This is a genomic window from Lactobacillus sp. UMNPBX15 (assembly GCF_002553785.1).
In the GTDB taxonomy this organism is placed as follows: Bacteria; Bacillota; Bacilli; order Lactobacillales; family Lactobacillaceae; genus Lactobacillus; species Lactobacillus crispatus.
Window position 1 is genome coordinate 1 of record NZ_PCYV01000022.1, and the last position, 15,794, is coordinate 15,794.

The window sequence follows — 15,794 nt, forward strand, 5'->3', positions numbered from 1 at the left end:
ATTAAAAAATCAATTTACGAGAAAGATCTATTTACACAAAAGATTTGACAGTTTCAAAAAATTAAAACAATTAGAATAAAAGACGCTAAGAAAGATTGTTTCTTGGCGTTTTTTAGTACTAAGTGTTGCACTTCAATTTTAAGTTTGAGTAAAATGTTCTCTATAAAGAAAAACAAAGTGAGGGTATGTTTTATGAAGTTAAAAAGTGGAGTTATTGGAGTATTAGTAACTGGATTAACTGTCTTTAGCATTAATCTAACTAGCTCTAAAATAAAGGCAGCGATAACAGTGCCTAATCCTAAGACAGATTATGTAGTTAAAACTACTTCTAATGTGTATAAGAGTAATGGTAAGAGGACCAGTTTTAAGACACGTGGTCAGATACAAACCGGTAATGTTCCAGTAATTGAATCACAACTATATGAAGGCAAGTTCATTAATGTGCAAGGAACTAAGACGATTAATGGTACTGCTTATTATAAGATCGGTCCTAACGCATACATTAAACAAAATAATGTTTTAAATTATGCTCAAGAAAAAGCAAAGCTTGAGGCATATCAGGCACAAGATGATGTGAATGATGATTCAGATCAGTCAACAGAATTAAGCTCTGATGATGTGAATTTTGACATAGCTTGGTATGACAATATTAATGAGGATCCATCTCCAGCGATGTTCGATGATTCAGGATATCATAATAGAGTGATTAAGAATGCTCGTAAATTATTAGGCTATTTCACTTATGGAACAGGTGCATACCGAACTAATTTTGGCAGTTGGCGTCATCCTAATAAAAACGGTTCAACTGATTGTTCAGGATTTGTGTGGATCGTAATGAAGAGAGCAGGATATCGTGTAGGAAATGCTCCATTTTTTACTCTGCCAATGGAACGAGATGCTAAAAGTACTCATGGCTATTTGAAGAAAATTTCTGCCAAGAATATTCGCCCAGGTGATATTGTGATTGTTAATACTGGCAATGGTGTTGGTCAAAACGGACATGCAGCAATTGTTGATGGCAAATATGATGGTTGGGACACGCAAATTATTGAAGAGGGCGGCAACTTAGGTGTAGATGATGTGCACCGCTCTAGTTTAGGTAGCTCACTGAGCGATAAGCTGGCCAAAGGTCGAATCACTTATGCTCGCCCCGTTAAATAGTATGCTCTATGCTATAATTTTGCTAATCAATAAAGGATAATAAGAATGAAAAAGAACAGCACGCTTAAACATGTCTGGATTATGACGGCTGTCTATTGGGTAGTAGGTATTCTAAGTATTTTCTGGGGTAAGCTTGATCATACTTTTGCGTCTCAATTAAAAGAGATCAATAATATTTACGTGTTAGTTTTAATAATTATCTTAAGCTTGCCGCTACTTTTATCGCTGTTATTGTCGGTTAAAGTAAAAATGCCACGTTTGATCTGCAATCAACTAGTTGCTGTAATTTATCTATTAGTGGTAATTGCAGCAGGTGTAGCATATAACTTACAAAATATTATTGGCTACTTCTTCCCAATCATTCTCTTCATTATTATGGCGCTAGTTGCTGTTTTCTATGCTTTGGTTAAGACTTTTAGCAGCAGAAAAAGTGGTAAATATTTTTTTATTGATGGTAAAGATAAGAAAGAATGCCATGATTTCTGGGATGCTTATAAGAAGTACTATGTAATGGGATTAACTTACGGCATTATTGATGGTTTGATTACTGTAATTAGTTAAAAAAGTTAAGAAAAATCAAAATTAGCACTCAATTGAAAAAAGTGCTAATTTTTTCTTGCTTTTTTTCACAAAACAGTTTATTATCATATTTGTAAGTTAGCACTTAGCAAATAAGAGTGCTAATGATTAATAAAGTAATAAAAAATATAATGAAGAAAATTAAACATAAGGGGGACTAAACGTGTTACAACCAATTGGTGATCGCGTGATCGTTAAAGTTAAGAAAGAAGAAGAAGAAACTGTTGGTGGCATCGTTTTAGCATCAAATGCTAAGAAGAAGCCAACTGAAGGCGAAGTTGTAGCTGTTGGTGAAGGTGCTTACGCATCAAACGGTGAAAAGATTCCAATGGCTGTTAAGAAGGGTGACGTAGTTCTTTACGATAAATACTCAGGCACTGACGTTGAATACGAAGGTGAAAAGTACTTAGTCCTTCACGAAAAAGACATTTTAGCTATTGCTAAGTAATTTAGTTAAAATTTCCAACGATAATTAAGTAAATTAAGGAGCATAGATAATATATGGCAAAAGATATTAAATTCTCAGAAAATGCAAGACGTTCTCTTTTAAAGGGTGTTAATAAGTTAGCTGATACTGTTAAGACTACTATTGGTCCTAAGGGTAGAAACGTTGTTTTGGAACAAAGTTACGGCAACCCTGACATCACTAACGATGGTGTTACCATTGCAAAATCCATCGAGTTAAAGGACCACTACGAAAACATGGGTGCTAAACTTGTTGCTGAAGCTGCTCAAAAGACTAATGATATTGCTGGTGACGGTACTACTACCGCAACTGTTTTGACTCAAGCAATTACTAATGAAGGTATGAAGAACGTAACTGCTGGTGCTAACCCAGTTGGCATTCGTCGTGGTATTGAAAAAGCTACTGAAGCTGCTGTTAATGAATTGCACAAGATTAGCCACAAGGTTGAATCAAGAGACCAAATTGCTAACGTAGCTGCAGTTTCATCATCTTCAAAGGAAGTTGGTAACTTAATCGCTGACGCTATGGAAAAGGTTGGTCACGATGGCGTTATCACTATTGAAGATTCACGTGGTATCAATACTGAACTTTCAGTAGTTGAAGGTATGCAATTTGATCGTGGTTACTTATCACAATACATGGTAACTGACAACGATAAGATGGAAGCAGATCTTGATAATCCTTACATTTTGATCACTGACAAGAAGATCTCAAACATTCAAGATATCTTGCCACTTCTTCAAGAAATTGTTCAACAAGGTAAGTCATTATTGATCATTGCTGATGACGTTACTGGTGAAGCTCTTCCAACACTTGTATTGAACAAGATTCGTGGTACCTTCAACGTTGTAGCTGTTAAGGCTCCTGGCTTTGGTGACCGTCGTAAGGCTCAGTTACAAGATATTGCTGCTTTGACTGGTGGTACTGTGATTACTGATGACTTAGGTCTTGAATTAAAGGACACTAAGATTGATCAATTAGGTCAAGCTCGTCGTGTAACTGTAACCAAGGACTCAACTACTATTGTTGACGGTGCTGGTTCAAAGGATGCTATTCAAGAACGTGAAGATTCAATCAGAAAGCAAATTGAAGAATCAACTTCAGACTTTGACAAGAAGAAGCTTCAAGAACGTCTTGCTAAGTTAACTGGTGGTGTAGCTGTTATCCACGTAGGTGCTGCTACTGAAACCGAATTGAAGGAACGTCGTTACAGAATTGAAGACGCTTTGAACTCAACTCGTGCCGCTGTTGATGAAGGTTACGTTGCTGGTGGTGGTACTGCTTTAGTAGACGTTGAGAAGGCTATCAATGATCTTAAGGCTGATACTGCAGATGAAAATACTGGTATCCAAATCGTATTAAGAGCTTTGTCAGCACCAGTTCGTCAAATTGCTGAAAACGCAGGTAAGAATGGTGAAGTTGTTTTGAACCACTTACTCAAGCAAGAAAACGAAATTGGCTACAATGCTGCTACTGATACTTGGGAAAACATGGTAGATGCTGGTATCATTGACCCAACCAAGGTAACCAGAACCGCTTTGCAAAATGCTGCTTCAATTGCCGCTCTTCTGCTTACTACTGAAGCTGTTGTTGCAGAAATTCCTGAAGAAAAGCCAGCTAACCCAGCTCCACAAGCTGGTGCACCAGGAATGGGTATGTAATTATATATCTTAATGCTTTAGCATTTAGATATATAATTCTTGATTACGAAGTAATCAAGTTCATTTACAGTGCTTTAGCACTAAACTTATGCACAAACTCTCACTCTAGTTCAAAAACAAATATAATTAAAATGACTTCGAAGTTAAACAATCAGTTCAGCTTCGAAGTTTTTCTTTTTGTAGCGTATAATATTGTACGTAACTCTATCTAAAATACGAAATAGGAAAGAGACATAAATGACGGAAAAAACAACTCCAATGATGGAGCAATATTACGAAATTAAAAAACAATATCCTGATGCCTTTCTTTTTTATCGCGTCGGAGACTTTTACGAACTGTTTGAAGATGACGCAGTTAAAGGTGCACAGATTCTTGAATTGACTTTAACGCACCGATCAAATAGAACTAAGAATCCAATTCCAATGGCAGGTGTGCCTCATATGGCTGTGGATACTTATGTAAATACTTTAGTTGAAAAGGGTTATAAAGTAGCACTTTGTGAACAACTTGAGGATCCTAAAAAGGCCAAAGGCATGGTTAAACGGGGAATTATTCAATTAGTGACGCCGGGAACCATGATGAATGAAGGCCCAAATGATGCTAAAGATTCAAATTACTTAACATCAGTAATTACCACTAAGAGTGGCTTTGGTTTAGCCTACAGTGATTTATCCACTGGTGAAATTTATGCTACTCATTTAAAGAGTTTCGATGCTGTTTCCAATGAGCTCTTGTCACTTCGTACTCGTGAAGTTGTGTATAACGGGTCATTATCTGAACAAAACAAGGACTTTATGCACAAGGCAAATATTACGGTTTCAGCACCTACACCAATTGAAGGTGAACATGCTGAAATTTCTTATGTTGAACAGAATTTGACTAATGGGGCTGAAAAAGAGGCTACCCGTCAGTTAGTTGGCTATTTGCTTTCAACTCAAAAGAGAAGTTTAGCGCACTTGCAGATTGCCAAAAGCTATGAAGTAAATCAATATTTGCAGATGTCACATACTGTGCAGAATAATTTGGAATTGGTTGCTTCTGCCAAAACTGGCAAAAAAATGGGTTCACTTTTCTGGGTTTTGGATAAAACACACACTGCCATGGGTGGACGCTTGCTTAAGCAGTGGCTAGCTCGTCCATTATTAAACATGGATGAAATTAACCATCGTGAAGAAATGGTGCAGGCCTTGCTTGATGGCTACTTTACACGAGAAAATGCAGTTGATGCCTTAAAGGGTGTTTACGACTTGGAACGTTTAACTGGTCGAATTGCTTTTGGTAACGTTAATGCGCGCGAATTACTACAATTATCACGTTCTTTGCAGGCCGTTCCAGTTATTTTAGATGCTTTAGAGCAATCAGATTCAGATATCTTGGTCGATTTTGCTAAAAAAATTGATCCATTAAAGGGCGTTGCCGAAATGATTACTTCCACTATCGTGAAGGATCCACCTGTGTTGACTACTGAAGGTGGCCTGATTCAAGGTGGGGTTGATCCGCAGCTTGATCGCTATCGGGATGCCATGAACAATGGAAAAAAATGGTTGGCTGAGATGGAAGCAGATGAGCGGCAAAAGACAGGTATTGATAACTTAAAGGTCGGTTATAACAAGGTCTTTGGCTATTATATTCAGGTTTCTAACGGTAACAAGTCTAAGGTGCCACTTGATCGTTATACGCGTAAACAAACTTTGACTAACGCTGAGCGTTATATCACACCGGAACTCAAGGAACATGAGAATCTAATTCTTGAGGCACAGACACGGTCAACTGACTTGGAATATGATTTATTTGTTAAGCTGCGTGAGGACGTTAAGAAGTATATCCCTGCTTTACAAAAATTAGGTGGGCAACTAGCAGCGCTGGATGTTTATTGTGGTTTTGCGACAGTAGCTGAACAAAATAATTATTGCCGGCCAACTTTTCACGCAGATAATCAAGATATTAATGTGACTAACGGCCGTCATCCAGTTGTGGAAAAAGTAATGACGGCTGGTTCATATATTCCTAACGATGTCAAAATGGATGAAGGAACCAACATTTATTTAATTACAGGTCCTAACATGTCTGGTAAGAGTACCTATATGAGACAAATGGCTTTGATTGCGATCATGGCTCAAGTAGGTTCCTTTGTGCCAGCTGATAGTGCTGATTTGCCAATTTTTGATCAAATTTTTACAAGAATCGGAGCAGCTGATGACTTAATTTCAGGTCAAAGTACCTTTATGGTAGAGATGAGTGAAGCTAATGAAGCCTTGCAGTATGCTACTAAGCGCAGTTTGGTTCTCTTTGACGAAATTGGTCGTGGTACGGCTACTTACGATGGAATGGCTTTAGCTGGTGCAATTGTTAAGTACTTACACGACAAAGTGGGTGCTAAGGCATTATTTGCTACGCACTATCATGAATTGACAGTGATGGATGAGACTCTGGATCATCTGAAAAATATTCACGTTGGTGCTACCGAAGAAAATGGCAAGTTAATCTTCTTGCATAAAATCCTACCTGGACCTGCTGATCAAAGTTACGGAATTCATGTAGCTCAATTAGCAGGTTTGCCGCGCAACGTTTTGCGAGAGGCAACTAAATTATTAAAGCGGCTTGAAGCACAAGGCAGTGAACTAGCACCAGTTTCGCAGCAATTAGATTTATTTGCAGAGCCTGTGGAAAACAGTGTTGAAGAAACTGAAACACAAAATGACAAGCCCGCAATAACTGATGCACAACAAGATATACTTGATGATATTTCTAATCTTTATTTAGCAGATAAGACACCGTTGCAGGTTATGCAAATGGTAGCTGATTGGCAAAAAGATTTAAAGGATGACGATTAATGAGCAAAATTCATGAGTTATCGGAAACTTTAACTAATCAGATTGCAGCCGGAGAAGTAATTGAGCGCCCAGCTAGCGTAGTTAAGGAATTAGTAGAAAACTCGTTAGATGCTGGTGCTACTCGAATTCGCGTTGATTTTGTAGATACTGGTTTGAAACAGATTGTAGTTCAAGACAATGGGACGGGGATTGCACGTGATCAAGTTGATCTAGCCTTTACCCGACATGCGACAAGCAAGATTGCCAATGAACACGATTTATTTAAAGTTTCCACTTTAGGCTTCCGCGGAGAAGCATTAGCTTCGATTTCTGCTGTTAGCCATGTGGAAATTCTGACTGCAACTGAAAACGCAATTGGTATTCGAGCTAACTATAGTGGAGGCAATAAAAAAGGCCAAGAAGATGCAGCGGCTCGTAAGGGAACAAAAATTACAGTCAAGGATTTGTTCTTTAACACGCCAGCCAGATTAAAGTATTTGCGTAGTCCAAGAACTGAAATTATGAAGATTGTGGATATTATTAATCGACTTGCGTTAGGTTATCCACATGTGTCTTTCACTTTGTCAAATACTGGCAAAATTTTATTAAGAACGCCAGGAAATAATAATTTAAAGCAAACAGTTGCCAACGTGTATGGCCGTCATATCGCAGAAAAAATGGAAAAATTTGAGGCAAAAGACAGCGATTTTAAGATTACAGGTCTGATGTCTAAACCGGAATTAACACGTTCTACACGCAATTTTATTTCGATTCTCTTAAACGGCCGCTATATTAAAAATTTTCAATTAAATACTGCGATTCTGGATGGCTATGGCTCAAAATTAGCAGCGCGGCATTATCCGATTATTGTGTTAGCAATTAAAGTAGATCCTTTGTTAGTGGACGTTAACGTGCATCCCACTAAGCAGGAAGTTCGTTTATCCAAGGAAAAAGAACTGGGTCGTTTAATCACCAGTGCAATTAGTAATACACTTGTGGAAAAAGTTGAACAAATTAGCGCTTTTGCTAATTTGGAAAATAAACGTGATACGCTAGTTGATCAGCTTAGTTTTAACTTAAATCAAGATGTTGTAAATACAGCTCGTAAAAAAGAACCGGAAATTCGCGAACAAGAAAAGCCAAAATTTTTAACGATTGAATCTGATGATTCAGAAGATAATATTCAAAATGAGGCGGTAAAGCAGGATAGTGAAAAGAAATATGTTGATCTTAATCAGCCACGTGAAGATGATCAATATATCGTTACTAAGACTTGGAAACAAAATGTTGCTCTGCAGCAAGCACTAACGCCATTTCCTACAACTAGGACTAATCAGGAAGTCATTTCAAGTGGGGATGAAACTTTAGCTAATAATCTGCCTCGCTTGGTTTATGTTGGACAGACCGATACTTATTTACTTGCCCAACATAATGGCGACCTATTTTTAATTGATCAGGTTGCTGCTAGACGAAGGTTAAAATTTGAGCAAATTTTTCACATGATAACTGCCAAAAAAGTAGTACAACAAGGTTTGTTAACACCAATTATTTTAGAATTTGGTAATCTTGATTTTATGCAAATTAAGGATCAAGTAGAACAGATTAAGCAGGTTGGAATCTATTTGGAAGATTTTGGACAAAATAGTTTTATTGTTCGTTCGTATCCAACTTGGATTCACGATAATGTCGAAGATTCAATTCGGAAGATTTTAGATGGTTATTTGAATGTGGATAAAGGAAAGGCAAAGAACCTGTTTAGCCGGATAGCAGCAATGCAAGCTAAGCGAGAAATTACTGGCAAGATTAAATTATCTGCAGCTGAAGCTGAGCAAATTTTACTTGATTTACGCAAGTGTACTGATCCATATCATGATGCAGATGGACGGATAATTTTGGTTAGAATGAGCCAAAATGAATTGAGAAAAATGTTTAAGAAGGATGAATAATGTACGAATATTTTGAAGGTGTGATTACTGTGGTTACACCAAGCTATGTTGTAGTTGATGTCGGGGGCGTTGGCTACAAGGTCTATAGTCCTACACCTTTTGCCTATACTCAAGGCCAAAAAGCTAAGGTCTTTATTGAGCAAGTGGTGCGTGATACTGGCATTACTTTATATGGTTTTCAAAGTCAAGATGATAAGGGCTTGTTCTTAAAACTACTTAGTGTTAGCGGGATTGGTCCTAAGAGTGCAATGGCAATCATGGCAGCTGAGGATAGTAATTCTTTGGCGGAAGCGATTGAACAAGGTGAAGTTAAGTACCTAACTCGTTTTCCAGGTGTGGGTAAAAAGACGGCTTCACAAATTGTGCTTGATTTGAAGGGTAAATTAGGTGATTATGTTGCTCGGCTTGATCGTCCAGACAATGGTGAGAATGTGCCGCCAGCATTAAATGATGCACTGCTTGCTTTAATTGCTTTGGGTTATACCCAAAAAGAAGTGGATCGGATCACGCCTAAACTGGAGAAAGTTGCTGCAAATACTGCAGATCAATATATTAAAAAGGGCTTAGCATTACTGCTTAAAAAGTAGATCTTGGTATAATAGAACAGATGATTATTTTTTAAGGAAGTGAAACTGGTGGCAAAAGATCAAGTAACTTCAGGTGATATTGAGAATCCTGAAGAACAACAAATGGAACTTTCTTTGCGGCCGCAAACGCTCGACCAGTACTTAGGTCAAAAGCGGGTCAAAAAAGAAATGAGCATTTATATTAAGGCGGCGCGCCAACGTGATGAAGCATTAGATCACGTTTTGCTTTATGGACCACCGGGGTTAGGAAAGACAACTTTGGCTTTCGTAATTGCCAATGAATTGGGAGTTCATTTAAAGAGTACAAGTGGTCCGGCCATTGAAAAGTCAGGCGACTTGGTGGCACTTTTGTCCGACTTAGATCCTGGGGATGTTTTGTTCATTGATGAAATTCACCGTTTAGCTAAACCAGTAGAAGAAGTACTCTACTCTGCAATGGAAGACTACTATATCGATATTGTGATTGGCGAGGGGCAGACTACTCATGCAGTTCACGTGCCGCTGCCACCATTTACTCTAATTGGGGCAACGACTTTGGCTGGGCAATTGTCAGCACCTTTGCGTGATCGCTTTGGCATCGTAGAGCACATGCAGTATTACACTATCGATGAGCTAGAACAAATTGTTTTGCGTTCAAGTGATGTTTTTCACACTTCAATTGCGCCTGAGGCGGCCCATGAATTGGCACGACGCTCGCGTGGTACACCTCGTGTTGCCAATCGCTTACTTAAGCGGGTGCGTGATTTTGCGGAAGTTAAGGGAGAAAAAACAATTTCGCTCGAGACTACTGAAGGCGCGTTAAAACAATTGCAGGTTGACGATGAGGGACTTGATCAGACAGACCGCAGATTATTGAGAACGATGATCGAAGGATATAATGGTGGTCCTGTTGGTATTCGGACTTTGGCAGCTAATGTTGGTGAAGATATGGAAACGATTGAGTCACTATATGAGCCATATTTGTTGCAGCATGGTTTTATTTTACTCACGCCGCGTGGCAGAATGGTGACGGATAAAGCATATTTACAGTTAGGATTACCAATTCCAGGTGATAAATAGTCCCATTTTCTGTATAATGGTTATAATATCTAGAAAATAATTTTAATGAGGTGGAAATTTTGAACATTTTATTTTTAGCAAATGCCGGTGCTGCAGCAAGTAGCAACTGGATGATGATCGGTTTATTTATTATTTTGATCGCTTTCACTTACTTTGGTATGATTCGTCCTCAAAAGAAGCAACAACAACAAAGAATGCAAATGATGGACAAATTGAAGAAGGGTGACGAAGTCATCTTAGTTGATGGTTTGCATGGTAAGGTTGACAAGATCAACAGTGATAAGACTATCGTGGTTGATGCAGATGGCATTTACTTAACTTTTGAAAGAATGGCTGTCCGTCGTGTGATTCCAGTTGCTGCACCAGCAACTCCTGCAGCTGAAACTAAGGCTGAAGCTCCAGCAGAAAAGCCGGAAGAAAAAGCAGACGAAACTAAAAAAGAGGATAAGTAATCATATTACTTAAGAGCGTCATTTTAGGCGCTTTTTGTTTTGCTAAAAAAATCCTTGTTGTAAAATAGAAGTGACAATTTTAGTTCAAAGAAAGGGATCTGAAATGAAGAATATTCCCGTTGTAATGATTATTTTTGGTGGTAGTGGTGATTTGGCTCATCGCAAGCTTTATCCAGCTTTGTTTAATTTGTATGAACAAGGCTTAATTCACGACAACTTTGCAGTAATTGGAACTGCTCGTCGTCCTTGGTCACATGAGTATTTGCGTGAGCAGGTTAGTGATGCTATTCATGAAACGCACGATACTGTTGATGAAAATGAGTTGAAAGCTTTTGCAAGTCATTTTTATTATCAATCACATGATGTAACTAATGTGGAACACTATGAGATTTTGAAAAACTTGGCACAAGAGCTCGATGATCGTTATAGTGCACAAGGCAATCGTCTCTTCTACATGGCTATGGCACCAAGATTCTTTGGCACAATAGCAACGCATATTAATGACCAAGACTTGACTGGTAGTGGCTTTAATCGAATTGTAGTTGAAAAGCCATTTGGTCATGATTTGGCTTCAGCAGAGGAATTAAATAAGCAAATCACGGCTTCATTTGATGAAAATGATATTTTTAGAATTGACCACTATTTAGGTAAAGAAATGGTTCAAAATATCATGCCAATGCGTTTTACTAACCCAATGGTTCAAAATATTTGGTGCAGCAAGTATATTAAGAATATCCAAGTTACCTTGGCAGAACGTCTTGGCGTGGAAGCACGTGGAGGTTACTATGATACTTCAGGTGCTTTACGTGATATGGTACAAAACCATATTTTTCAAATTATTACTCTGCTAGCAATGCCAGAACCGAAGGATCTTTCTTCTGCTAGTGTTCACCAAGCCAAGCAAGATTTGCTTAAGAGTTTAATTATTCCTACGCCAGATGATGTCAAGAAATACTTTGTTCGTGGTCAATATTTGGGTAGTGATACTACTTTTGCTTATAAGCAAGAGCCAAATGTTGATCCAGAGTCAACTACTGAAACCTTCGTTGCAGGTAAAGTTAAGTTTAATGAGGGACCAATTGCTGGCGTACCAATTTACTTTAGAACGGGTAAGGAATTCAAAGAAAAGAAGAACCGGATTGACATTGTTTTAAAGCATATTAATAATCCATATGGGCAAGATCATTCTAACAATATTACGATCGTGATTGACCCAACTAGTGAAATTTACTTTACTATTAATGGCAAACGAATTGACCAACCAGGAATTCGCCGTGAAAACTTAACTTATGAATTTTCAAAAGCCGAAATGGCTAAGGTACCTGATGGTTATGAAAGATTGCTTCATGATGTTTTTGTCAATGATTCAACTAACTTTACGCACTGGAGCGAATTGAAGCGTTATTGGGAATTTATCGATGCAGTTGAAGATGCTTGGCAGAAGGAAAATGAAGCAGGCAATCCAGCCATTGCACAATATTTGCCATACAGAATGGGGCCAAAGGAAGCTAATACAATCTTTGAGTCACCAACTGAACATTGGATTTATGAATAAAGAAAATTTATTACCGCAAAATGACATCCATCGTCGGATTATTCATCTGGACATGGATGCTTTTTACGCTTCGGTTGAAATGCAGGAGCATCCCGAATGGAAAAATAAGGCATTGATTGTTGGGCAAGATCCACGACAAAATGGTGGACATGGAGTAGTGGCTACTTGCAATTATGTAGCTCGTAAGTATGGCGTTCACTCAGCTATGGCCGCAATTCAAGCAGTACGTTTGGTTCCCAAGGAGCTAATAGTTTTTACTAGACCACGATTTGATAAATATCGTGCAGTGTCAGCTAAAATCCATTCTTTTATGCATGATGTGACAGATCAGGTTGAATCAGTGGCTTTAGATGAAGCTTATCTAGACGTGACACATCCAAAGATAGAGCAGGAGTCTGCAGTTCAAATTGCTTTAGATTTACAGAAAAGGATTCGGCAAGAAGTAGGCTTAAACTCGTCTTTTGGCGTTTCCTATAATAAGTTTTTAGCTAAAATGGGATCAGAATACGCCAAACCGTTTGGTCGAACCGTAATTTTGCCTAGTGAAGTGCAGAACTTTTTAGCAATGCAAAAGATTGAGAAGTTTCCTGGTATTGGACCGAAGACGCAAGAAGAGCTGCATCAGATGGGTGTTTATACTGGGGCAGATTTACAAAAAGTTGAGGTTTTAACCTTAATTAAAAAATTTAAGAAAATGGGGTATATTTTAGCCCAACATGCACGTGGAATAGATTTAAGACCTGTTGTTACAGACTCAGAGGCTAATCGAAAATCAATTGGCATGGAGCGGACTTACGAGCCTGCAATTTATACTGAGGATGAAGCCCTAACCAATATTCGTAACTATTGCAATCATTTGGAAGCAGCATTAAAAAAACGCAATTTTAAGGCAGGTACTGTTGTTATTAAAGTAAGAAATAATAATTTTGATACGGTAACCAAGAGAAAAAAGTTGAAAACACCTTCTGATAGTCACTTAGATTTTTATGATGTGGCTCGTGACTTGTTCGAAGCAACAAGTTCCTTTTTAGATGATGGAATTCGTTTATTGGGAGTCACTGTAACTGACTTTGAAAAGAAAAAATATCAATCAATCAGTTTGTTCGACTAATAAATAAAGCTATTTTTCTGGTAAACTAGATACAGATATTTTTACAAGATGAGGAGATTAAAAATGAGTAGTTTTGATGACATTTATGAAAAAATCTTGCAATATCCTACAATTATCTTGCACCGCCACACTAGTCCTGATCCAGACGCAATTGGTTCACAAGCTGGTTTAGCTAGAGCATTAATGGAAAAATTCCCGGACAAGCGCATTCTTTGTGCTGGGGAAAACGATGAAGGCGACTTAGCTTGGATTAACCACATGGATCAAGTCAAGGCAACTGATTACGAAGGTGCTTTGGTAATTACTACTGATACCGCTAATACACCAAGAATTTCTAATAAGTTGTATGATAAGGGTGACTTTTTAATTAAGATTGACCACCACCCAGATGTTGATCCATATGCTGATATGAGTTACGTAGATCCAGATGCTCCAGCAGCATGCCAAATCATTGTAGACTTCTTGAATGAAGAGGGCTTTAAGATTACCAAGGAAGTTGCTTACCCACTTTATGCTGGAATTGTAGGCGATACCGGTCGTTTCATGTATCCAGAAACTTCAGAGCATACTTTTAAGGTGGCTGCTCAATTAGCTTCTACTGGAATTAACATTACTGAAATCGCTCGTAATATTGCTGATGTAACTTTTGATGAGGCAAAATTGCAAGCCTTGGCAATGGACAAGATGGAAATTGATCCCGTTGGTGCAGCTTATACAATTTTGATGCAGTCAGACTTGAAGAAGTTAGGTTTGACTGATGATCAAGCAAATGTTGCTGTATCTACTCCAGGACGTATTAAAGATGTGCTTGCTTGGAATGTTTTTGTTGAAAAACCAGATGGTACTTTCCGCGTACATTACCGTTCAAAGGGTCCTGTAATCAATGAATTAGCTGCTAAGCATGATGGTGGTGGTCATGCATTAGCTAGTGGTGCTAACGCTAAGGATATGGACGAAGTAAAGCAGGTATTTGCGGAAGTCGTTGAAGTAACTAAGAAGTTTAAAGAAGATCATGAATAATATTTTTATAGATTCAAGAATTAAACCAACTATTCAGGCTGGTTTAAAGAAGATCCATTTTGAAAAGCCAACTAAGGTGCAGGAGAAAGTTATTCCTGCTATGTTGTCTGACTTGAGTGTAGTAGTGCAAGCAGCAACTGGTTCAGGAAAAACGCATGCTTATTTAGTACCAATTTTTAATGAAATTGAAGAAGATAAACGCTATGTTCAAGCAATCGTTACTTTGCCTAGTCGTGAATTAGCCGATCAGCTTTATCAAGTAGCACGGCAGCTCCGTGATGCGGCAGGGATGCATTTTTCAATTGCACATCTTGCGGGCGGAACTGATCGTGAACGTCAATTAGAAAAGTATCAAAATAATACTCCACAATTGGTGATTGCAACTCCAGGACGTTTGTTAGACTTTGTTCAAAAGAAGGTTTTTGCAGTTGATCAAGTAAAAACTTTTGTTATCGACGAAGCTGACATGACCTTGGACATGGGCTTTTTGAACGACATTGATCAAGTTGCTGCTAAATTGCCGAAGGATGTCCAAATTGCTGCCTTTTCAGCAACTATTCCAGTTAAATTGTCTAACTTTTTACGCAAATATATGGCTCATCCTGATGAGATCGTTATTGATAATCCTAGTGTTATTGCGCCAACGATTAAAAACGATTTGCTTGATATTGGCTCAAAGGATCGCAAGAATGTCTTGTACAAATTGTTAACTATGGGACAACCATATTTGGCGTTGGTTTTTGCTAACACTAAGCAAAAGGTCGATGAGTTGACTAATTATTTGCAAGATCAGGGTTTGAAGGTAGCTAAAATTCACGGTGGGGTAACTGAACGTGAAAGAAAGCGTACTCTGCGTCAGGTTGAGCAAGGACAGTATCAATATGTGGTAGCTAGTGACCTAGCTGCTCGTGGCTTAGATATTGATGGTGTTAGTCTGGTTGTCAATTATGAAATACCACGTGATATTGAGTTCGTGATTCACCGGATTGGCCGGACGGGGCGTAATGGCTTATCTGGTCATGCGATAACTTTAATTCGTGAAGAAGAAATGAACCGAATTGAAGAATTGGAAAAGATGGGTGTTCATTTTGACTTCGTTGAAATTAAAAATGGTGAATTAATGCCACGTAAACACTATCGCAGTCGTGAAAATCGTCAAAGCAAGAATCGTAAGCTTGATACCAAGCTGGTGGGTTACGTTAAAAAAGAGAAGAGAAAGCGTAAGCCAGGTTACAAGAAGAAGATTAAGCGTGCGATTCAAGAGGATAATCGTCAAAAACGTAAGTTGGAACAGCGTCATGAGGTTCGTAAGGCAAAACGTTTAAGAAAGCGCAAGCGTGAACAAGGGCTTTGACAGAAGCGGATTTTGTAGTACAATTATTT

The 15,794-nt window shown here is 38.3% G+C and carries 13 protein-coding genes; all 13 read left to right on the forward strand.

Going from position 1 to position 15,794, the window contains the following annotated elements:
• Positions 1 to 192: 192 nt before the first annotated feature.
• The 13 genes from CP366_RS06360 (at position 193) to CP366_RS06420 (ending at position 15,765) form a co-directional block, all read left to right on the forward strand.
• Positions 193 to 1,161 (forward strand): NlpC/P60 family protein, encoded by a 969-nt coding sequence (locus tag CP366_RS06360; RefSeq protein ID WP_005728606.1) that lies wholly within the window; start codon positions 193 to 195, stop codon positions 1,159 to 1,161.
• Positions 1,162 to 1,206: 45 nt separating this feature from the next.
• Positions 1,207 to 1,722 carry a hypothetical protein gene (locus CP366_RS06365; protein ID WP_089147822.1) on the forward strand — a complete coding sequence of 172 codons (516 nt, stop codon included), beginning with the start codon at positions 1,207 to 1,209 and terminating at the stop codon, positions 1,720 to 1,722.
• A gap of 181 nt (positions 1,723 to 1,903) precedes the next feature.
• Positions 1,904 to 2,188 carry a co-chaperone GroES gene (groES, locus tag CP366_RS06370; protein WP_005720560.1) on the forward strand — a complete coding sequence of 95 codons (285 nt, stop codon included), beginning with the start codon at positions 1,904 to 1,906 and terminating at the stop codon, positions 2,186 to 2,188.
• A 53-nt stretch (positions 2,189 to 2,241) separates the two neighbouring features.
• Positions 2,242 to 3,867: a chaperonin GroEL gene (gene groL, locus CP366_RS06375; RefSeq protein ID WP_005720558.1), complete on the forward strand. Its 1,626-nt coding sequence runs from the start codon at positions 2,242 to 2,244 to the stop codon at positions 3,865 to 3,867.
• 258 nt (positions 3,868 to 4,125) lie between these two features.
• Entirely contained in the window at positions 4,126 to 6,702 is a 2,577-nt protein-coding gene (gene mutS, locus CP366_RS06380) for a DNA mismatch repair protein MutS (protein ID WP_089147831.1), read from the forward strand.
• Positions 6,702 to 8,627, forward strand: coding sequence for a DNA mismatch repair endonuclease MutL (mutL, locus tag CP366_RS06385; protein WP_089147821.1), 1,926 nt, complete (start codon positions 6,702 to 6,704; stop codon positions 8,625 to 8,627). Before mutS ends, mutL begins: the two co-directional genes overlap by 1 nt.
• A complete protein-coding gene (gene ruvA / locus CP366_RS06390) occupies positions 8,627 to 9,214 on the forward strand; it encodes a Holliday junction branch migration protein RuvA (RefSeq protein WP_005720553.1) in 588 nt (195 codons plus the stop codon). Before mutL ends, ruvA begins: the two co-directional genes overlap by 1 nt.
• A 39-nt stretch (positions 9,215 to 9,253) precedes the next feature.
• Positions 9,254 to 10,273, forward strand: coding sequence for a Holliday junction branch migration DNA helicase RuvB (gene ruvB, locus CP366_RS06395; protein ID WP_180707121.1), 1,020 nt, complete (start codon positions 9,254 to 9,256; stop codon positions 10,271 to 10,273).
• Between the two features lie 59 nt (positions 10,274 to 10,332).
• A complete protein-coding gene (gene yajC, locus CP366_RS06400) occupies positions 10,333 to 10,725 on the forward strand; it encodes a preprotein translocase subunit YajC (RefSeq protein WP_013085872.1) in 393 nt (130 codons plus the stop codon).
• Positions 10,726 to 10,828: 103 nt separating this feature from the next.
• Positions 10,829 to 12,280, forward strand: coding sequence for a glucose-6-phosphate dehydrogenase (gene zwf / locus CP366_RS06405; protein WP_089147819.1), 1,452 nt, complete (start codon positions 10,829 to 10,831; stop codon positions 12,278 to 12,280).
• Positions 12,273 to 13,391, forward strand: coding sequence for a DNA polymerase IV (gene dinB / locus CP366_RS06410; RefSeq protein WP_173636644.1), 1,119 nt, complete (start codon positions 12,273 to 12,275; stop codon positions 13,389 to 13,391). The genes zwf and dinB overlap by 8 nt, the downstream gene beginning before the upstream one ends.
• Before the next feature lie 63 nt (positions 13,392 to 13,454).
• Positions 13,455 to 14,411, forward strand: coding sequence for a bifunctional oligoribonuclease/PAP phosphatase NrnA (locus CP366_RS06415; RefSeq protein WP_023488881.1), 957 nt, complete (start codon positions 13,455 to 13,457; stop codon positions 14,409 to 14,411).
• Entirely contained in the window at positions 14,404 to 15,765 is a 1,362-nt protein-coding gene (locus CP366_RS06420; protein WP_089147818.1) for a DEAD/DEAH box helicase, read from the forward strand. Before CP366_RS06415 ends, CP366_RS06420 begins: the two co-directional genes overlap by 8 nt.
• Positions 15,766 to 15,794: the final 29 nt, after the last annotated feature.